Source organism: Nocardioides sp. J9 (assembly GCF_007829375.1).
In the GTDB taxonomy this organism is placed as follows: domain Bacteria; phylum Actinomycetota; class Actinomycetes; order Propionibacteriales; family Nocardioidaceae; genus Nocardioides.
Map to the genome: position 1 here is coordinate 37,123 of NZ_VLJQ01000062.1, position 20,045 is coordinate 57,167.

Sequence of the window (20,045 nt, forward strand, 5' to 3'; positions counted from 1 at the left end):
GACCTAGAGTCTCTGCATGGGCGTGATGCCGGGGCCGGGGGAGTCCTTCGGGCGGTACCGGGTCGTCGAGCGCCTCGGCCAGGGTGGGATGGGCGTGGTCCTGACCGCGGTGCACGAGGACCTCGGCCGCCGGGTCGCGCTCAAGCTGCTCGCGCCGCAGCTCGTCGGGTCGCCCGACATGGTGGCGCGCTTCCGCCGCGAGGCGCAGGCGCTGGCCCGGCTGGACTCGCCCCACGTGGTGCAGGTCTACGACACCGGCGAGCACGACGGCTGGCTCTACATCTCCACCCAGCTGATCCCCGACGGGGACCTCACCCAGCTGGTGAACGCGCGCGGCCCGCTGTCGCCTGCCGAGGCGCTGGAGCTGCTCGACCACGTGCTGGCGGGGCTCGCGGACGCGCATGCCGTCGGGCTGCTGCACCGCGACGTGAAGCCCAGCAACGTGCTGCTGCGGCGCGAGGCGTCCGGCCTGCGCGCCTACCTCTGCGACTTCGGGATCGCCCAGGCGACCGACGTCGTCAACACCGAGCAGACCGCCGGCGTCATCGGCACCTGGGCCTACCTGGCGCCCGAGCGCTTCGACGGCCACCCGGCCACGGTCCGCACCGACCTGTACGCCGCGGGCTGCGTCCTGTGGTTCCTGGTCACGGGCCGGCTGCCCTACGAGGGAACGATGGTGCAGCTGGCGCTGGCCCACCAGAGCGCGCCGATCCCACAGCTGCCCGGCACCGACCCGTGGAGCCACGCAGTCAACCAGCTGCTGCGCCGCTCGATGGCCAAGGACCCGGCCGACCGCTTCTCCAGCGCGCAGGAGATGCAGGCGTTCCTGCGGTCGGTGCGCAGCGTGGCCACGAACGGTCCGTCCAGGCCGGCCGCGCCGACGGTGATGTCGTCGGCCCGGACCGGGGGTGGCCGCACGCTGCAGTCGACCCACGACCGCGACGCACCGCAGGGACGGCCGCCGCCGCCGGCCATCCCCGCCGGCCCGGGACCGGCCACGCCGGTGCCGCCGCGCCGCCGTTCCCGCCTCGTGGTCGCCGGCGTCGTGCTCGCCGTGCTGCTCGTCGCCGGTGGCACGGCCGCAGCACTGGCCCTGGGTGGGGTGTTCTCCGACGACATTGGCGGGCCGACGGCCGGGACCACCGCCGACCCCGGCAGCGAGCCGGTCAGTGAGCCGGTCAGCGAGCCGGTGAGCGAGGGTGGCAGCGCGGGTGAGGTCGGCCCCCGGTGCTGGAACGCACCCGAGCGGGTCGTCGCCTCCCTCGACGAGTGCAGCGAGGCGTTCGGCCTGCCCGGCCTGTTCTGGGCGTTCCCCGAGCTCACCCGCGACGAGCCCTGCTACGACGCCGGCGGCGCCGTACGACGGCCCGCGCTGTGGAAGTGCAACGTCAACCTGTCCGACGGCACTCCCGCGGAGGTCAACTACTCGCTGTGGGGCAGCGACGCGGGCGGGCTGCCGCACTACGTCGGGGAGTCGGGCACCGATCCCGAGACGGTCGAGGTGGACGGCGAGCCGGCGTACTACCGCTGGCGCTACCACGACGCCGCCAAGCAGCTCGAGAAGCTCGTGGTGCTCTACATCGACTACCGCTTCGGCTTCACGGTCTACGTCCCGGAGGGCAAGGACCCGCAGCAGGCCGTCGACGAGGGCAAGGTGCGCTTCCGCCCGCCGGACGAGATGCGTGGGGTGGTCTCGGGCGGCTAGCCGGCCCGGTCGTGCTGGCCCGTGCGATGAGTGAGCCGGGGGAGCCCGGTCGGTACGTGCAGCAGCCCCCGACCGGAGGGCGGACCCGAACAGGAGGACCCCATGACCTCGGTACGCACCCACCTGTGGTTCGGCAACGACAAGGCCGTCGAGGCCGCACACTTCTACGCCGAGCACATCCCCGGCTCGTCGGTCGACAAGGTGACCACCGCGCGCAGCGGCCCGGACGACCGGGTCGCCGACGTCGTCGAGTTCACCGTCGCCGGCCACCCGGTCGTCGGCCTCAACGCCGGCCCGCACTTCCACCTCGACGAGGCGTTCTCGTTCTACCTCAGCGTCGAGGACAGGCGGAGGTCGACCACTACTGGGACATCCTGACCGCCGACGGCGGCGAGCCCGGTGCCTGCGGCTGGTGCAAGGACAAGTACGGCGTCTCGTGGCAGGTCATCCCGCGCGAGCTCGAGGAGCTCTCCGGTGACTACTCGACCGACGGCAACCAGCGGGTGTGCGCAGCGATGCTGACGATGAAGAAGATCGACGTGGCCGCGCTGCAGGCCGCGTACGACGGCGACTGACGCAGCCGGCCGACGCCGCTGCCACCCGACCAGCGGCGTCTGAGAACCGGCCCGGCGGCAACCGGAGGAGCATGGGACGTCTGCTCACCGTCGGCCACGGCACCCTCGACCGGGACGGCCTCGCGGCACTGCTCGCCGGTGCCGACGTCGAGCTGCTGGTCGACGTACGCCGCTTCCCCGGCAGCCGGCGCAACCCGGACGTGGCCACGGACGCGCTGGCCCGATGGCTCCCCGAGGCCGGCATCGACTACCGCTGGGACGAGCGCCTGGGCGGCCGGCGCCGCCGCGGGCCCGACGACGACCCGGAGGGCGACCGCTGGTGGCGCGTCGAGGCGTTCCGTGCGTACGCCGCGCACACCCGCACCCCGGAGTTCCTGGCCGCGCTCGACGACCTCGCCGCGGACGCGGCAGGGCGGACGACGACGGCGATCATGTGCAGCGAGACCGTCTGGTGGCGGTGCCACCGCAGGCTGGTGGCCGACGCGGCGCTGCTGCTGCGCGGCATCGCCGTCGCCCACCTCGCCCACGACGGCCGGACGACGCCGCACGAGCCGTCGGAGGGTGCCGAGGTGCGCGGCGGCGAGCTCCACTACGACGCGGCGGGAGCGTGACCGCGGTGGACGAGGAGTACATCGAGGCGGTGCTCACGCTGGTCGAGCAGGTGCCGCCCGGTCGGGTCACGACGTACGGCGACCTCGCCCGAGCCGTCGGCTCGGCCGGTCCGCGACAGGTCGGCCGGGTGATGGCGCTGCACGGCGACGCCGTGCCGTGGTGGCGCGTGGTGCACGCGGACGGCCGGCCCGCGACCTGCCACGGCGGCACTGCCGTCGACCACCTCCGCGCCGAGGGTGTGGCGTTCGTCGACGGGCGCCGGGTGGACCTGACGGCGGCCCGGATCGGCTGACCCGGGCCACCGCTCGCCGTCACTTGCGGGCGACGACGATCCCGTCGATGCGCACGGGGCGCCTGGTGGTGGTGCGGATGGTGATGGTCGCGCCCTTCTTCAGTGGCGGGAGGTTGACCACGGCCTTGTGCTTGGTCGTGCCGTTGAGGGAGAAGCGCTTGACGACCTTGCCGGCGTAGCGGACCTCGAGGGCGCCGCTGCCCCTGGCCTTGGTGACGACGAGGGCGGCGCGGCCCTGGGGGACGCCCTTGAGAGTGAGGGTGCGGCCCTTCTGGTTGGTGGTGGTCGCGGTGCCGTAGAGGAACCTGGCGCCGGTGACTCGTTTCCAGCCCCTGGAGGCCTTCAGTGCCCGGTCGTCGAGGGGGAGGGTGGTGCAGCGCTCGGTGCTCCACGGGGAGGTGACGCCGTGGCCGTCGCGGGAGCGGGCCTGGTAGCAGACCTGTCCGCCGCGGGCGACGTTGAGGTTGCGGGTCGTGGTGGTGGTGTCGGCGAGCAGGGTGGTCCAGGCGCCGAGGTTCGCCTTCCAGGTGGCCTTGCGGTAGCGGACGTCGTAGCTGGCGATGCCGGGGATCGCGTCGGTCCCGGACCAGCCGAGCGTGACCGGTGACGTCATCGTGGTCGCCGGCAGGGGACTCGTGTGGACGGTCGGCGGGTCGACGCGATGGTCGATGTACGTGAACACCACGCGGGGCGTCCCGTCGCCGTGGGTGCGGGTTGGGGCGTCGGGCCCGAAGATGCTGAAGGAGGTGCCGCCTCCGCCGCCCGCACCGTTGCCGTCGCGACCGCCTCCGCCGCCACCTCCGCCACCGGGCCAGCCGGCGCCGCCGCCTCCGCCTCCGGAGTGGTACTGCGTGGTGTTGGGGTGGCTGATGGCCCAGCCGCCGTCGCCCCCACGTCCCCACCCTCCATCAGCTCCCGCTTCACCCTCGAAATCGCTGAGGTTCCAGCCGCCGATGCCGCCTGAGCCCGGTCCGGTGGGGCTTCCCGGTGCGCCAGGGGTCGCGGACACTGCGTTCTCGCCCTGGCCGCCGGCCTGGCCGCTGTCGCCGCCTGCGCCGCAACGTCGATCTTCGTGACAGAAGCCGCTACCGCCTCCTCCGCCCGGGGCGACGAACAGCACGGGGTCGGGGGCAGGGCCGAAGATCTCCGTGGCGCCGCCCCCGCTGCCAGCATTCTGGCCGCCCGCGCCACCGCCGTTGGCGCCACCGGGGACCGGCTCGCCGTACGTGCCGTTGCGGCCGTTGCCGCCCACCTCGAAGGTCAGGGTCTGGCCGGGTGCGAGCACCTGGTTGCCGCCCGCGCTGAACGGGACCGGCACCGTCTGGGTGAGGTGCGCGCCACGACCTCCGGCCGCTCCCTTGTACCCGGGCCAACCCGTGACGACGCCGTGGCCGCCGTCGCCGCCGACTGCCTCGATGGTCAGCTCGGTGACGTGGTCGGGGATGGTGAAGGTGCCGACCCCGGTCTCGGTGTAGGTGCAGGTGACGGTGATGCCTGCGGCGTCGCAGCCGTCCTGCAGGGTGGGTACGGCGTGGCCGGCGCCCGGCACGGCCGCGAGGCCCGCGGCCGAGAGGGCGGTGATCGCGCCGAGCGTGGCGGCGCGCCTGATGGTGCCCATGGAGGTCTCCTCCGAGATCGGTGGCCCGTCGTGCACGAAGAGGGAGAGGGCACGACGAGCAGGGTTGGTGTGGCCGTCAGCCTAGGAATGCCGGGTCGGCGCTCGGGGGCCTTTCAGCAAGGGAATGCAATGACCGGGGTCAGGTGGCGAAAACTCCGGGGTTGACGCGCAGGGGCCCCGGGGTGCGGAGGCCTTGACGCTCAGATCTTGCGCAGGCGCACCCAGTCGACCGAGTGGTCGGCGGACTTGCGCAGCACGAGGGTGGCGCGCGAGCGGGTGGGCAGCACGTTCTCCGACAGGTTCGGGCCGTTGATCGTGTCCCAGATCCGGCGGGCCTCGTCGACGGCCGAGTCGTGGCTCAGCGCGGCGTACTTGGCGAAGTAGGAGTCCGGGTCGCGGAAGGCGGTCTCGCGCAGCCGGAGGAAGCGGTCGACGTACCACTCGCGGATGTGGTTGGTGTTGGCGTCGACGTAGATGGAGAAGTCGAAGAAGTCCGAGAGGCCCAGGCCGGTCCGGCCGTCGCCGCGCACCCGCGCGGGCTGGAGGACGTTGAGGCCCTCGACGATGACGATGTCCGGCTTGCGGATGACGACCTTCTCGTCCGGGAGCACGTCGTAGACCAGGTGCGAGTAGACCGGCGCCTCGACCTCGTCCTTGCCGGACTTGATGTCGATCACGAAGCGCATCAGCGCCTTGCGGTCGTAGGACTCCGGGAAGCCCTTGCGCTCCAGCAGGCCGCGGCGGACCAGCTCGGCGTTCGGGTAGAGGAAGCCGTCGGTGGTGACCAGCGCCACGTGCGGGTGCTCGGGCCAGCGCGCGAGCATCTGCTGGAGCACGCGGGCGGCGGTCGACTTGCCGACCGCGACCGACCCGGCGAGGCCGATCACGAAGGGCGTGCGCGGGGGAGTGAGGCCGTGCAGGAACTCCTGCTGCTCGCGGTGCAGCGCCGACGCGGCCTTCACCCGCAGGCTGAGCAGGCGCGACAGCGGCAGGTAGACGTCCTGGATCTCCGCGAGGTCGAGCTGGTCGCCCAGGCCGCGCAGCCGGAGGATCTCCTCGCTGGTGAGCGGGCTCTCCGTCTCCGAGGCGAGCATCGCCCAGGTGGCGCGGTCGAGCTCGACGTACGGCGAGGTCTCCCGCGACGAGTCCTCGCCGTGGGTCCCCGGCGACTCCGCGGCCGTGACCATGGCGACGATTGTTCCAGCCGCGTCGTGTCGGTCTTACGGCGGCGTCGGAACTAGACTGCTGCCCCATGTGCGGGATCGTCGGATATGTCGGGCCCAGGTCGGCCACGGACACGGTCATCGACGGCCTGCGGCGCCTGGAGTACCGCGGCTACGACTCGGCCGGGGTCGCGGTCGTCGACGGCGGTGCCATCGCGCTCGAGAAACGGGCCGGCAAGCTCGCGAACCTGGAGAAGGCGCTCGACGAGTCGCCGCTCCCGGTCGCGCACACCGGGATCGGGCACACCCGCTGGGCCACCCACGGCCCGCCGAACGACGTCAACGCCCACCCGCACACCGGCGGCGCCCGCCGGGTCGCGCTGGTGCACAACGGCATCATCGAGAACTTCGTGGAGCTCCGCGAGCGGGTCGAGGCCGACGACCACGAGCTGCTCTCCGACACCGACACCGAGATCGTGGCCCACCTCGTGGAGCTGCAGGTCCAGTCGGGCATCGACCTGGCGACCGCCATGCAGCGCGTCTGCCAGCAGCTCGACGGCGCGTTCACCCTCGTCGCGATCGACGCCGCGGAGCCCGGCACGGTCGTCGCCGCCCGCCGCAACTCGCCGCTGGTCGTCGGCCTGGGCGAGGGGGAGAACTTCCTCGGCTCCGACGTCGCCGCGTTCATCGAGCACACCCGCGAGGCGCTCGAGCTCGGCCAGGACCAGATCGTCGTGATGACCCGCGACGAGGTGAAGGTCACCGACTTCCACGGCCGGCCGGTCGAGGCGAAGCAGTTCCACGTCGACTGGGACCTCTCCGCGGCGGAGAAGGACGGCCACGACTGGTTCATGCGCAAGGAGATCTTCGAGCAGCCGCGCGCCGTCGCGGACTCGCTGATCGGCCGTCGTACGGCGAAGGGGCAGCTGCAGCTCGACGAGATGCGCCTGGCCGACGAGGAGCTGCGCGACGTCGACAAGATCATCATCATCGCCTGCGGCACGTCCTTCTACGCCGGCATGGTCGCCAAGTACGCGATCGAGCACTGGACCCGCACGCCGGTCGAGGTCGAGCTCGCCTCCGAGTTCCGCTACCGCGACCCGATCATCGACTCGACCACGCTGATCGTGGCGATCAGCCAGTCCGGCGAGACCGCCGACACCCTGCAGGCGATCCGGCACGCGCGCTCGCAGCGCGCGAAGGTGCTGGCGATCTGCAACACCAATGGCTCGTCGATCCCGCGCGAGTCCGACGCGGTGATCTACACCCACGCCGGCCCCGAGATCGGCGTCGCGTCGACCAAGGGCTTCCTGACCCAGCTGGTCGCCTGCTACCTCCTCGCGCTCTACATGGCCCAGGTCAAGGGCACCCGCTTCGGCGACGAGATCGACGAGATCATGGAGCAGCTCGAGGCGATGCCCGGCCACATCGAGACCGTGCTCGGGGACGCCGAGGCCGTCTACGCGCTCGCCCGCGAGCACGCCGGCACCCGCTCGGTGCTCTTCCTGGGCCGCCACGCCGGCTACCCGGTGGCGCTCGAGGGTGCGCTCAAGCTCAAGGAGCTGGCCTACCTGCACGCCGAGGGCTTCGCCGCCGGCGAGCTCAAGCACGGCCCGATCGCCCTCGTCGAGGAGGGCCTGCCGGTGCTGTGCGTCGTGCCGCCCAAGGGGCGCGACTACCTGCACGGCAAGATGCTGAGCGGCATCCAGGAGGTCCGCGCGCGGGGTGCCCGGACGATCTGCCTCGCCGAGGCCGGCGACAGCTCGATCGAGCCGTACGCCGACCACCTGATCCGCCTGCCGAAGGTGCCGGTGCTGCTGCAGCCGCTCGTCGCGATCCTGCCGCTGCAGCTGTTCGCCTGCGAGCTCGCCACCGCGCTGGGCCACGACGTCGACCAGCCGCGCAACCTGGCCAAGTCGGTCACGGTCGAGTAGGCCCGGGACCAGCCGTGGCAGTCGTCGGGGTCGGCATCGACGTGTGCGAGATCGCCCGGTTCGACGAGTCGTGCCGGCGTACCCCCGCGCTGGTGGAGAAGCTCTTCGTCGAGGCCGAGCGCGACCGCCCGATCAGCTCGCTGGCCGCGCGCTTCGCCGCCAAGGAGGCGCTCGCCAAGGCGCTCGGCGCGCCGCGCGGGATGGCCTGGCACGACGCGGAGGTGGTCTCGGAGGACACCGGCCGGCCGCGCTTCGTGCTGCGCGGCACGGTCCTGGCCGAGGCCGAGGCGCAGGGCGTGCGCTCGGTCCACCTGTCCCTGACCCACGACGGCGGGATCGCGTCCGCGGTCGTCGTCCTCGAGGACTGAGCGGAGGCCCCATGCTGCGCGCGCACACGGTCGAGGAGGTCCGCGCCGCCGAGGCAGTGCTGATGGCCACCCTGCCCGAGGGCGCCCTGATGCAGCGTGCCGCCTCCGGCCTCGCCTACGCCGTCGTCGACCTGCTCGGCGGCGCCTACGGGCGTCGGGTGGTGCTGCTGGTGGGCTCCGGCGACAACGGCGGTGACGCGCTGTACGCCGGCGCGATGCTCGCTCGCCGTGGCGCGCTCGTCGAGGCGTGGCTGCTGTCCGCGACCGTGCACGAGGCCGGGCTCGCGGCCCTGCGCGGCGCGGGGGGCCGGGTCGGCACCCCGCGGCCCGGCACCGCCTTCGACGTCGTGGTCGACGGCATCGTCGGGATCGGCGGCCGCCCGGGGTTGCGCGACGACGCCCGTGACGCGCTCGAGGTGCTCGGCGGCGTCCCGGTCGTCGCGGTCGACACCCCCTCCGGGGTCGACGTCGACTCCGGAGCCGCGCCCGACGACCACGTGGTCGCCGACCTCACCGTCACCTTCGGCACGCACAAGGCCTGCCACCTGCTCGACCCCGCCTCCCTGGCCTGCGGCGCGGTCGAGCTGGTCGACATCGGGCTCGACCCCCACCTCCCGCCCGCCTCGGTAGAGGCGCTGCAGCCGGAGGACGTCGCAGCGATGCTGCCGGTGCCCGACCCCGAGGACCACAAGTACACCCGCGGCGTGGTCGGTGTCCGTGCCGGCTCCGCCGCCTACCCCGGCGCCGGGCTGCTCAGCGTCGCCGGCGCGGCCTGCGGGCTGGCCGGGATGGTGCGCTACGACGGCGACGAGTCCGTGCTCGCGCTCGTCCGCGCCGCGCACCCGGAGGTCGTCGGACCCGGACGCGTGCAGGCCTGGGTCGTCGGCTCCGGCAGCGACACCGGCGCCGAGCAGGCGCTGCGCGACGCCCTCGCCGACGACGTGCCCGTGGTGGTCGACGCCGACGCGCTCGCCTTCGCGGACCTCGCGCGGGGCACGGACGCGGTGCTCACCCCGCACGCCGGCGAGCTGTCCCGGATGCTCGGCGTCGACCGCGACGCCATCGAGGCGGAGCCGCTGGCCCACGCCCGCTCCGCGGCCCGGGAGTACGACGCCGTGGTGCTCCTCAAGGGCCGCCACACCGTCGTCGCCCGGCCCGATGGGCGGGTCCGGGTCACCACGACCGGGACCCAGTGGCTGGCGACCGCCGGCGCCGGCGACGTGCTCGGCGGCGTCATCGGGGCGCTGCTCGCGACCGGGCTCGACCCCTTCGACGCCGCGTCCGCCGGGTCGTGGCTGCACGGCGCCGCGGCGACCCTCGCAGCCCAGGACGGCCCGATCGTCGCGAGCGACGTGGCGGTGGCGCTGCCGGACCTGATCGCCGGGATGGGACGATAGGTCCCATGTCCCGCCCGCCGCTCGGCCCTGCCGAGGTCGTCGTCGACCTGGCGGCGATCCGCTCGAACGCCCGTGTGCTGCGCGAGCTGGCGGGCGTCCCGCTGGTCGCCGTGGTCAAGGCCGACGGCTACGGCCACGGCATGGTCGAGGTCGCCCGCGCGGCCCGCGAGGGCGGCGCCGACTGGCTGGCGACCGCCACCGTCGAGGAGGCGCTCACCCTGCGTGCCGCCGGCGTCGACGGACCGCTGCTGTGCTGGATCGCCGGTCCCGGCGCGGACCTCGCCGCGGCCGCCGCCGCGGGCATCGACCTGACCTTCTCCTCCGAGGAGCAGCTCGCCGACCTCGCCCGCGCCTTCGAGGGGCGCACCGACCCGGCCCGGATCCAGGTCAAGGTCGACACCGGCCTGTCCCGCGCCGGCGCGCCCCGTGCCGCGTGGGAGTCGCTCTTCGCCGCGGCACGCGCCGGCGAGGAGGCCGGCCGCTGGCGGGTCACCGGCATCTGGTCGCACCTCGCCTGCGCCGACGAGCCCGCCCACCCGGCCAACGACCGGCAGGAGCAGGTCTTCCGTGACGCCGAGGCAGCCGGCCTGCGCCCGGAGGTGCGCCACCTCGCCAACTCCGCCGCCACGATCCTGCGCCCGTCGGTGCGCTTCGACGCGGTCCGCTGCGGCATCGCGCTCTACGGCCTCGACCCGGCGCCGGGGGAGGCGACCGACGTCGGCCTGGTGCCCGCGATGACCGTCCGCGCCCCGCTGATGATGGTCAAGGACCTCGCCGTCGGCGACGCGGTCTCCTACGGCCAGAGCTGGACCGCCGAGCAGCCCACGACCGTGGGCCTGGTGCCGGTCGGCTACGGCGACGGCATCCCGCGCGCGGCCTTCCGCGCCGACGCGCCCGGCGCTGCTGCCCGGGTCGGCATCGCCGGCGCGCTGCGCCCGATCCGCGGCACCGTCTGCATGGACCAGGTCGTCGTCGACCTCGGCGGCGACCGGCCGCCGCTCGGCAGCGAGGTCGTCGTGCTCGGCCCGCCCGGCGCCGGCGGCCCGACCGCCCAGGACTGGGCCGAGGCCTGCGGCACCATCAACTACGAGATCGTGACCAGGATCGGGGGCCGGATGGGCCGCAGGTACGTCGACAGCGACGCTGCCGGGGGAGAGCGGTGAGCCGTCGCGGACGGGTCGTCGGCTCGCTCGCCGGCGCCCTCGGCCTCGCCGCCGGCACCGCCGCGGTCGGGATCCTGCGCCAGCAGCGGCAGATCAGCCGCCGCGCCGGCGACTCGGTGCCCTTCGGCTCCCTGCGGTCGGCACCGCTGACGGTCGTCGCGGAGGACGGCGTCACGCTGCACGTCGAGGTCGACGAGGTGGACGCGCCGGCACCGGGCAGCGCAGTCGACCGGCTGTTCCGTCGTACCAGCGCGGCGCCGGCGGTCACCGTCGTGTTCGTCCACGGCTACTGCCTCAACCTCGACTGCTGGCACTTCCAGCGCGCGGCCTACCGCGGCCTGGTGCGAGCGGTCTACTACGACCAGCGCTCCCACGGCCGCTCCGGCAACTCCGACCGCGCCCACTCGACCATCGAGCAGCTCGGCCGCGACCTGCACACCGTGCTCGAGCACGTCGTCCCGGAGGGGCCGGTCGTCCTGGTCGGCCACTCCATGGGCGGCATGTCGATCGTCGCGCTCGCCGAGCAGTTCCCCGAGCTGATCGGCGACCGCGTCGTCGGGGTCGGCCTGATCTCGACGACCGCGGGTGGCCTCGACCCGGGTCGGCTCCTCGTGCCTCTGCTGCCCGCGCGGCTCAGCGGCCCGCTGGCCAGCCGGGCCGTGCGCACCCTGCACCTGGGCCACAAGGCCATCGACGTGCTGCGCCGGGCCGGCTCGGCCGTCGCCTCGGTCGCCACCGACCGGTTCGCCTTCGGCGAGGAGGTGCCGCGCGGGTATGTCGAGTTCGTCGACGAGATGCTCGCCGCGACCCCCTTCGAGACGGTCGCGGACTTCTTCCCGAACTTCGCGAGCCTCGACAAGTTCCACGCCGTCGAGGTGCTCGGCGCCGTGCCGGTGTCGGTCATCTGCGGCACCGCCGACCGGCTCACGTCGATCGGCCACTCCCGCAAGCTGCAGTCGCGGATCCCCGGTGCGCGGCTGCTGGAGTGCGAGGGCGCGGGCCACATGGTCGTCATGGAGCGGCACGAGCTGGTCAACGCCGAGCTCGACCAGCTGATCACCGCCGCAGCGGAGAGGGCCGTCGCCCGGTGACCGCGATCGTGGAGGTCGGCCCCGAGCGCGCCGCCGACGTCCTGGCCGTCGTGCGCGCCGCCTTCGCGGCTCGACCCGTGCTCGACCCGCCCGCCGACGCGTTGTCCGAGACCGAGGAGACGATCGCGGCCAAGCTCGCCCCCGGCGGCGGGCTGCTCGTGCTCGACGGTGACCGGCCCGTCGGCGCCGTGGTCCTCGACCCCGTCGGCGACGCGATCGTGCTGCGGCGCTTCGGCGTCGACCCCGCCGCCCAGGGGCGCGGCATCGCCCGCGAGCTGGTGCGCGCCGCGCTCGCCGTCGCCGCCCGCCGCCCCGGGATCCGCCGGGTCGAGATCGTCGCTCGCGAGGAGCTGCCGCGTACGACGAAGTTCTGGCGCGACATGGGCTTCGTCGAGACCGGCCGCCACACGCCGTACATCGAGATGGCCCGGCCCGTGCCGCTCGTCGTCGAGGTGCCCTCGGCCGAGGAGATGCGCGCGCTCGGCGAGCGCCTCGCGGGCCTGCTGCGCCCCGGCGACGTCGTCGTGCTCTCCGGCGAGCTCGGCGCCGGCAAGACCACCTTCACCCAGGGCCTCGGCGCCGGCCTCGGCGTGCGCGGCGGGATCACCTCCCCGACCTTCGTCATCGCCCGGGTGCACCCGCCGCTCGGGGACGGCCCCGCGCTGGTGCACGTCGACGCCTACCGCCTGCACGGCCAGGCCGAGCTCGACGACCTCGACCTCGACACCGACCTCGACGAGGCCGTCACCGTCGTGGAGTGGGGCACCGGCCTCGCCGAGGGCCTCGCCGACGCCCGGCTGGAGGTGCGCATCGTGCGCGCCACGGCCGCCACGGACGTCGACCCCGAGGCCGACCCGCGTCTGGTCGAGGTCGACCCCGTCGGCCTGCGCTGGCTGGGCGTCGACCTCACCGCCTGACGACCTGGGCATAACCACCGGGAGGGGCCGCTCGCCGTACCTCAGCCATCGGGAGTGCGGCGAAGCGACCGGAGGCTTGCCGCCAGGCGGGCTGTACCGCCTCCCGGAGGCAACGGGGCGCGCTCGCGCCATTGAGGGTCCCGGGACGGAGGTCCCGGTCGACTAGCCACCCCGGGCGTCGAGGACGGCCCGTTCGCGGGTACGGCCGACCCCTCGATCTCTTTACCTTGGACGGTGGGAGCAAGTCTGGGGGAGGGATTCTGCGATGCGTGCACTCAGGTGCCTGCTCGCGCTGCTGGTGGCGGTCGGCCTGTGGGCCGGTGCACCGTCGGGCGCGGAGGCGAAGCGTGCCCCGGCGCCGGTGCTGGAGCGGCCAGCGACGTCGTCGAAGAACGTGGTCTTCAAGGGCCGGGCCAGGGCCCGCGCGGTCGTGAGGATCCAGGTCCGGACGACCCGCTGGGTCACCGTGCGCAAGGTCCGCGCCACCCGCGCCGGCCGCTACCGCGTCGTCGTGCCGCGCCCGGCCCGGACCCGCGCCTACCGGGCCGTGTCCGGCAACCGCACGAGCGGCGTACGCCGGGTCGCGGCGCGCCCCGCGCCGAGGCCTGCCCCGAAGCCGACCCCGACGCCCGAGCCCGCGCCGGCGCCGACCGACGCGTGCGGCGAGCGCCCGGCCCGCCCCGGCGGCGGCCACTACGAGTGCTCCCTCGTCGAGGACTTCACCGGGACCGAGCTCGACCCCACGCTGTGGCTGGGGCAGAACATGCTGGGCCAGGGCGACCGGTGCGTGGCCGCGAACCCGCAGACCGTGGCCGTCGCCGACGGCACCCTCCGGCTCAGCGTCGTCCCCGCGACCGAGGCGCACCCGTGCCCGCTGCGCGCTGACGGCACCCGCGGCACGTACGCCGCCGGGTGGATCTCCACGCACGGCCGGTGGAGCCAGCAGTACGGTCGGTTCGAGGCCCGGATGAAGGTGCAGGCCACCAGCCTGCCCGGCCTGCACGAGGCCTTCTGGCTCTGGCCCGACACCCGCTTCTCCTCCGACGCGGACTGGCCGCGCAGCGGCGAGATCGACATCGCCGAGACCTACTCGGTCTACCCGGACCTGGTCGTGCCCTTCCTCCACTACGAGGTCGGCGAGGTGCCGCAGCCCGGGGTCAACACCGCCTGGAACTGCAGCACCACTCGCGGCGAGTGGCACACCTACGCCCTCGAGTGGACGGCCGACCGGCTCGAGATCCTGGTCGACGGCAAGACCTGCCTGGTCAACACGAGCGCCGCGGCGACCTTCCGCAAGCCCTTCATCATCAACCTCAGCCAGCTCCTCGGCGCCGGCGCCAACCTGCCCGACGGCCGGCTCGCGCTGCCCGCGACCATGGAGGTCGACTGGGTCAAGGTCTGGGCGTAGCCGCCCGGTCCACAGCCGGCGGGCGCTAGCGTGACCCGCCGTGCGTCCCTCCCGCCCCGTGCTGCTGCTCCTCGTGGGGCTGGTGACGGTGCTCGCGGCCGCAGCGGCGTGGTGGGTCCAGCGCCCTGACGAGCCGCTGGGTCCCGACGGGCCGTGCGGTCCGCCGGTGCGCAAGGACGGCGGCGGGACCTGGGAGTGCACCTTCGCCGAGGACTTCGACGGCGACCGCCTCGACCCGGACACCTGGACGGCCACCCAGCTGGTCGGCTCCGACGACCTCTGCATGGTCGACCACCCGAGCACGGTCTCCGTCGCCGACGGCCGGCTCCGGCTCTCCGTCGTCGCGGCCGACGACACCACCCCCTGCCCGGTGCGCGCCGACGGCACCCGGGCGTCGTACGCCGGCGGCTGGGTCACGACGGACGGCCGGTGGAGCCAGCAGTACGGCCGCTTCGAGGCGCGGATCCGGGTGCAGGACGCCGACGGGCCGGGCCTGCACGAGGCGTTCTGGCTGTGGCCGGACACGCGCTACGGCGCTGACCGGCCGTGGCCGCAGTCGGGCGAGATCGACGTCATGGAGACCTACTCGCACCGGCCCGACCTCGTCATCCCGTTCCTGCACTACGCGGCGGGCGAGAAGCCCGTCAACGGCGTGAACACGGCCTGGGACTGCCGGACCACCCGCGGCGAGTGGCACACCTACACCCTCGAGTGGACGGCCGACCGGCTGGAGGTCCTCGTCGACGGCGACAGCTGCCTGGTGAACACCGAGGGCGCGCCCGCGTTGCGCAAGCGGTTCATCATCGCCCTCACGCAGTCGATGGGGACCGGCGAGAACGCCTACGACGGCTCGGTGCCGCTGCCGGTGACCATGGAGGTCGACTGGGTCCGCGCCTGGCGCTGAGCGCCGGACACCCGTCCAGCCGGTCGGCCCCGCGACCGTGGTCAGATCGGGCTACGCCGTTGACTCCCTTCCGACGGATCCGGTCCGGACCGCTGTCCCCGGACCGCCCGCCGGGGTTACCGTCACCCCAGGGAGCTCGTCTCGGGGTCTCAGCAACATCATGGGGGGATTTGTCATGCGTTCGATCCGTCGCGCCACCACGCTCGCGGCCGGCCTGCTCGCCGCCGCACTCGCCGTGCCGCTCGCACCACCATCGGTCGCGCCGGCGGTGTCCGCGCCGCCGTCGCAACCGGGCGGCCCGGCCAAGCCGGCCAAGCCCGACTGCGGTGCCCGCGTCGCCAAGCCGGGCGGCGGCAACTGGACCTGCACGCTCGCCGAGGAGTTCGCCGGCTCGGCCCTGGACGACGCCGTCTGGGCCGGGCACAACCTGCTCGGCTCCGGCGACATGTGCGTGCTGAGCACGCCCCGCACCGTGTCGGTGTCGGGCGGCGCGCTGCACCTGTCCGTCGTACCGGCCGACGCCACGACCCAGTGCCCGCGGCGCGCCGACGGTACGCGCGGCTCCTACGTGGCCGGCTGGGCGACGACCTACCACCGCTTCAGCCAGCAGTACGGCCGGTTCGAGGCCCGGATGCGGGTCCAGGCGGCGTCGGCGCCCGGCCTGCACGAGGCGTTCTGGCTGTGGCCCGACACCCGCTACGCCGCGGACTCGCCGTGGCCGGAGACGGGCGAGATCGACATCGTCGAGCTGCACTCCTCGCACCCGGACATGGCGGTGCCGTTCCTGCACTACAGCGACGACCGGCTCGGCCCGGTGCACGGGCTCAACACGTCGTGGACCTGTGCCACCACCCGCGGCGCGTGGCACACCTACACCCTCGAGTGGTTCGCCGACCGGGTGACGATCCTCGTCGACGGCAAGACCTGCCTGACCAACACTGCCGGCGCCAGCAGCTTCCAGAAGCCGTTCATCATCAACCTCACCCAGCTCCTGGGCAGCGGCACCAACGCCTACGACGGGCGGGTCCCGCTGCCGGCCACCATGGACGTCGACTACGTGAAGGTCTGGCGCTGACCGGCTGGGGCGGTACCGGAACCGGTGTCCGGGGCTGAGACGCAGAACTGGTACCTGTTCCACTTCCGCCCGGCGGCGGCTATCTTGACGGGCACCGGGGGAGCTCCACCCCCGCCTGCACCGAGCCGCCGAGGGACATGGGGATCCGATGCGCGCGTTGAAGTCCGCCCTGGCGGCCGTCTGCCTGCTGGCGACGGCGCTCGCCGTACCCCTCGCGCCGACGGCCCCGGCCCCCAGCGCTGGGGCCGCGGCCGACCCCTGCGGGGCACCGGTCTACCGGGCCACCGGCGGCCGGTGGACCTGCACGCTCGCCGAGCACTTCAACGGCTCCCGCCTCGACCCGAACCGCTGGGTCGCGCTCAACCAGGCCGGGAGCGGTGACCTGTGCGTGCTCAACAGCCCGCGGACCGTGGCGGTCAGCATGGGCAAGCTGCGGCTCAGCGCGGTGCGGACCGGACTGGCGTTGCGCTGCCCGCTGCGCGCGAACGGGACCCGGGCCACCTTCGCCGGCGCCACGGTGAGCAGCCACTACCGGTTCAGCCAGCAGTACGGCCGCTTCGAGGCCCGGATCAAGGTGCGCGGCGCGAGCCAGCCGGGCCTGCACGAGGCGTTCTGGCTGTGGCCGGACGCGCGCTACTCCTCGGACAAGAACTGGCCGACCAGCGGCGAGATCGACGTCATGGAGACCTACTCGTCCCAGCCGCAGCTCAACGTGCCCTTCCTGCACTACTGGGCCGACGCCTACGGCCCGATCGACGGCTTCAACACGTCGTGGAGCTGCAAGGCGCCCCGCGGGCTGTGGCACACCTACGTGCTGGAGTGGACGGCCAGCCAGCTGAGCATCAGCGTCGACGGCCGCACCTGCCTGACCAGCGTCCACGCGGCGCCGAGCTTCCGCAAGCGGATGATCCTCAACTTCAGCCAGTTCCTCGGCGGCGGCAACAACCTCTACACCGGCCGGGTGTCGCTCCCCGCGACCATGGAGGTCGACTGGGTGAAGGTCTGGCGCTGATCGCCAGCGGGTAGCCTCGATCCGTGCTGCTGGCCTTCGACACCGCGTCGCCGACGGTGACCGTCGCCCTCCACGACGGCTCGGACGTCGTCGCCTCGGCGACCGCGACGAGCGCGATGCGCCACGGCGAGCAGCTCGCGCCGCTGGTCGCGCAGGTGCTCGAGCAGGCCGGCGCGAAGCCCGCCGACCTCACCGCGATCGCCGTCGGTGTCGGTCCGGGCCCGTTCACCGGTCTGCGGGTCGGGCTGGTCACCGCCCGCACGATGGGCCACGTCCTCCAGGTCCCCGTGCACGGCGTCTGCTCGCTCGACGCCCTCGCGGTCGAGGCCGTCGAGACCGGGACCGTGGACGGGGACTTCGTGGTCGCGACCGACGCGCGGCGCAAGGAGGTCTACCTGGCGTCGTACGACCGCGAGGGGCGCAGGCACCACGACCCCGTCGTCGACCGCCCGGCCGTGCTCGCCACCGACCGACCGGTCGTGGGGGAGGGCGCCGCGCTCTACCCCGACGCGTTCCCCGCCGGCCGCGCGCCGCTGCGGCCCGACGCCGTGTGGCTGGCACGTGCCGTGGCGAGCCGCCGCGTCGACGTGCTCGAGCCCGAGCCGATGTACCTGCGCCGACCCGACGCGGAGGTCCCGCGCTCGCCCAAGGCCGTCCTCCCCGACGCCGTCCCGGGCCCGTGAGCGTCGTCGTCCGCGCCGCCGGCCGCAACGACGTCGCCGACATCGCCGCCCTGGAGGTGGAGGCGTTCCCCCTCGACCCGTGGTCGCCGGTCCTGCTCGAGCAGGCCGTCGACGGGACCGTCCCGACCGTCGGCATCCTCGTCGCGGAGCAGGACGGCGGGTTCGCCGGCTACGCCGTGGTCAGCGTCGTCGACGTCGACGCCGAGCTGCAGCGGATCGCCGTGCCCGAGGACCTGCGTCGCTCCGGCATCGCCCGCACCCTGCTCGTGGCCGTGCACCAGCACGCCGGGGAGCGCGGCGCGGAGCGGCTGCTGCTGGAGGTCCGCGAGGACAACATCGCTGCCCGGCTCTTCTACGAGCACCACGACTTCACCGAGCTCGGCCGCCGGCCGCGCTACTACCGCGACGGTGCCACGGCGCTCGTCCTCAGTGCATCAGTGAGAATGGCCCTGTGAAGAGCGAACCGCTGGTCCTCGGCATCGAGACGTCCTGCGACGAGACGGGGGTCGGCATCGTCCGCGGCCACACCCTGCTCGCCGACGCCGTCGCCAGCAGCGTCGACCAGCACGCCCGCTTCGGCGGCGTCGTGCCGGAGGTCGCCAGTCGTGCCCACCTCGAGGCGATGGTGCCGACGATCCAGCGCGCGTGCGAGACCGCCGGCGTGCAGCTGTCCGACGTCGACGCGATCGCGGTCACCCACGGCCCCGGCCTCGCCGGCGCGCTGCTCGTCGGTGTCGCCTCGGCGAAGGCGCTCGCGCTGTCCCTCGGCAAGCCGCTGTACGGCGTCAACCACCTCGCCGCCCACGTCGCCGTCGACCAGCTCGAGCACGGGCCGCTGCCCGAGCCCTGCCTGGCGCTGCTCGTGTCCGGCGGCCACTCCAGCCTCCTGCGGGTCACCGACGTGACCGGCCACGAGGGCGGCGTCGACCCGCTCGGCGCCACCATCGATGACGCGGCCGGCGAAGCCTTCGACAAGGTCGCCCGGCTGCTCGGCCTGCCCTTCCCCGGCGGGCCGCACATCGACCGTGCCGCCCGCGAGGGCAACCAGGTCGCGATCGACTTCCCGCGCGGCCTCACCAGCCGCCGCGACCTGGAGCGGCACCGCTTCGACTTCTCCTTTTCCGGCCTCAAGACCGCCGTCGCGCGCTGGGTCGAGGCGCGCCAGCGCTCCGGGGAGCCCGTGCCCGTCGCCGACGTCGCCGCGTCCTTCCAGGAGGCCGTGTGCGACGTGCTCGTGCGCAAGGCCCTCGACGCCGCCGCGGCCGAGGGCATCGAGGACCTCATGATCGGCGGCGGCGTCGCCGCGAACTCCCGGCTGCGCGCGCTGGCCGAGGAGCGCGCCGGCAAGCTCGGCATCCGGGTGCGGGTGCCGCGCCCGGGCCTGTGCACCGACAACGGTGCGATGGTCGCTGCGCTGGGCTCGACCATGGTCGCCCGCGGCCGCACCCCCTCGCCGCTGGACCTCCCCGCGGACTCCAGCCTGCCGGTCACCGACGTCCTCGCCGGTTGACCCGCCGCTCCGTCGTACCTCCCCACGGGTCGTGGCGGCTCGTGGCGGTCCTGTGGCTGGTCCTGTGGCTGGTCCTGTGGCTGGTCCTGCTGCCCCTGTAACACGTCGTTCGCGGGTGTTGCCGCCTTCCGGGCGCTGTCACACGCTGATCGCGGGTCTTCCCGCCTGTCGGCGTCTGTTCCAGCCCCACCCAGCGGGGGATCTCCGCGGTCACGGGGCGCCTGGGTCGGCGATCGACGTGTGACAGCGGCCGGTCGGCTGCCAGGGCCGCGAACCACGTGTGACAGCGGCCGGTCGGCTGCCAGGGCCGCGAACCACGTGTGACAGCGGCCGGTCGGCTGCCAGAGTAAGAGTCCCCAGGAGTGGTGGGCTTTGAGGAACCACGGCGAGGCTGCCTGACGTAGACGGCCATCGGCGGGATCTTCGGTGTGAAACGACCAAGAGACACACTGAAGGAGATCCACCGATGGCCTTGCCCCAGTCTGCCCTGTCCGAGCTGCTCGAGGCATTCCGTGCCGGTGATGGCGTCGATCTGATCCGTGATTCAGTCCGCGTCGCGCTGCAGGAGTTGATCGAGCTCGAAGCGACCGAGCGGATCGGCGCCGCCCCGTATGAGCG

18 protein-coding genes and 2 pseudogenes are annotated in these 20,045 nt (G+C 73.8%); 18 read left to right on the forward strand and 2 right to left on the reverse strand.

All coding sequences use genetic code 11. The features are described from left to right. The first annotated feature begins 16 nt into the window (after positions 1-16). The 4 genes and pseudogenes from L615_RS08400 to L615_RS08415 all read left to right on the forward strand — a co-directional run bounded on the left by L615_RS08400 (position 17) and on the right by L615_RS08415 (position 3,184). On the forward strand, positions 17-1,705 hold the full coding sequence (locus tag L615_RS08400; protein WP_145724774.1) for a serine/threonine-protein kinase: 1,689 nt from the start codon (positions 17-19) through the stop codon (positions 1,703-1,705). Positions 1,706-1,807: 102 nt separating this feature from the next. Then, positions 1,808-2,280: pseudogene (locus tag L615_RS08405) on the forward strand (VOC family protein). Positions 2,281-2,351: 71 nt separating this feature from the next. After that, positions 2,352-2,891, forward strand: a complete 540-nt coding sequence (locus L615_RS08410; RefSeq protein WP_145724775.1) for a DUF488 family protein — start codon at positions 2,352-2,354, stop codon at positions 2,889-2,891. Next, a complete protein-coding gene (locus L615_RS08415) occupies positions 2,888-3,184 on the forward strand; it encodes an MGMT family protein (RefSeq protein ID WP_145724776.1) in 297 nt (98 codons plus the stop codon). Before L615_RS08410 ends, L615_RS08415 begins: the two co-directional genes overlap by 4 nt. A 19-nt stretch (positions 3,185-3,203) precedes the next feature. Here L615_RS08415 and L615_RS23195 read toward each other — a convergent pair whose 3' ends face one another. After that, positions 3,204-4,802 carry a hypothetical protein gene (locus L615_RS23195; protein WP_186449783.1) on the reverse strand — a complete coding sequence of 533 codons (1,599 nt, stop codon included), beginning with the start codon at positions 4,800-4,802 and terminating at the stop codon, positions 3,204-3,206. 200 nt (positions 4,803-5,002) lie between these two features. Further along, entirely contained in the window at positions 5,003-5,989 is a 987-nt protein-coding gene (gene coaA / locus L615_RS08430) for a type I pantothenate kinase (protein ID WP_036516308.1), read from the reverse strand. Between the two features lie 65 nt (positions 5,990-6,054). On the opposite strand from coaA, the gene glmS reads away from it, so the two are divergent. From glmS to L615_RS08500, 14 genes and pseudogenes are all read left to right on the forward strand, one after another. After that, complete coding sequence (gene glmS, locus L615_RS08435; protein WP_145724778.1) at positions 6,055-7,899, forward strand: glutamine--fructose-6-phosphate transaminase (isomerizing); 1,845 nt, start codon at positions 6,055-6,057, stop codon at positions 7,897-7,899. Positions 7,900-7,913: 14 nt separating this feature from the next. Further along, entirely contained in the window at positions 7,914-8,267 is a 354-nt protein-coding gene (locus tag L615_RS08440; RefSeq protein WP_145724779.1) for a holo-ACP synthase, read from the forward strand. An 11-nt stretch (positions 8,268-8,278) separates the two neighbouring features. Then, complete coding sequence (locus L615_RS08445) at positions 8,279-9,664, forward strand: NAD(P)H-hydrate dehydratase (protein WP_145724780.1); 1,386 nt, start codon at positions 8,279-8,281, stop codon at positions 9,662-9,664. Positions 9,665-9,669: 5 nt separating this feature from the next. Then, complete coding sequence (gene alr / locus L615_RS08450; protein ID WP_145724781.1) at positions 9,670-10,827, forward strand: alanine racemase; 1,158 nt, start codon at positions 9,670-9,672, stop codon at positions 10,825-10,827. Then, the gene (locus L615_RS08455; RefSeq protein WP_028653816.1) at positions 10,824-11,918 is read left to right on the forward strand and encodes an alpha/beta fold hydrolase; all 1,095 of its coding nucleotides are present in this window, start codon (positions 10,824-10,826) and stop codon (positions 11,916-11,918) included. Before alr ends, L615_RS08455 begins: the two co-directional genes overlap by 4 nt. Further along, a complete protein-coding gene (gene tsaE, locus L615_RS08460) occupies positions 11,915-12,835 on the forward strand; it encodes a tRNA (adenosine(37)-N6)-threonylcarbamoyltransferase complex ATPase subunit type 1 TsaE (protein WP_145724782.1) in 921 nt (306 codons plus the stop codon). Before L615_RS08455 ends, tsaE begins: the two co-directional genes overlap by 4 nt. A 265-nt stretch (positions 12,836-13,100) precedes the next feature. Next, positions 13,101-14,243, forward strand: a complete 1,143-nt coding sequence (locus L615_RS08465) for a family 16 glycosylhydrolase (protein ID WP_028653818.1) — start codon at positions 13,101-13,103, stop codon at positions 14,241-14,243. A 40-nt stretch (positions 14,244-14,283) separates the two neighbouring features. Beyond that, positions 14,284-15,147: a family 16 glycosylhydrolase gene (locus L615_RS08470; protein WP_145724783.1), complete on the forward strand. Its 864-nt coding sequence runs from the start codon at positions 14,284-14,286 to the stop codon at positions 15,145-15,147. A 175-nt stretch (positions 15,148-15,322) separates the two neighbouring features. Then, complete coding sequence (locus L615_RS08475; protein ID WP_028653820.1) at positions 15,323-16,222, forward strand: family 16 glycosylhydrolase; 900 nt, start codon at positions 15,323-15,325, stop codon at positions 16,220-16,222. 148 nt (positions 16,223-16,370) lie between these two features. After that, positions 16,371-17,234: a family 16 glycosylhydrolase gene (locus tag L615_RS08480; protein ID WP_028653821.1), complete on the forward strand. Its 864-nt coding sequence runs from the start codon at positions 16,371-16,373 to the stop codon at positions 17,232-17,234. Positions 17,235-17,257: 23 nt separating this feature from the next. Next, the gene (gene tsaB / locus L615_RS08485; protein WP_028653822.1) at positions 17,258-17,917 is read left to right on the forward strand and encodes a tRNA (adenosine(37)-N6)-threonylcarbamoyltransferase complex dimerization subunit type 1 TsaB; all 660 of its coding nucleotides are present in this window, start codon (positions 17,258-17,260) and stop codon (positions 17,915-17,917) included. Further along, positions 17,914-18,372 (forward strand): ribosomal protein S18-alanine N-acetyltransferase, encoded by a 459-nt coding sequence (gene rimI, locus L615_RS08490; protein ID WP_028653823.1) that lies wholly within the window; start codon positions 17,914-17,916, stop codon positions 18,370-18,372. The genes tsaB and rimI overlap by 4 nt, the downstream gene beginning before the upstream one ends. Further along, positions 18,369-19,427 carry a tRNA (adenosine(37)-N6)-threonylcarbamoyltransferase complex transferase subunit TsaD gene (gene tsaD / locus L615_RS08495; RefSeq protein WP_028653824.1) on the forward strand — a complete coding sequence of 353 codons (1,059 nt, stop codon included), beginning with the start codon at positions 18,369-18,371 and terminating at the stop codon, positions 19,425-19,427. Before rimI ends, tsaD begins: the two co-directional genes overlap by 4 nt. Positions 19,428-19,893: 466 nt before the next feature. Next, positions 19,894-20,045: pseudogene (locus tag L615_RS08500) on the forward strand (IS256 family transposase); the annotation flags it as partial.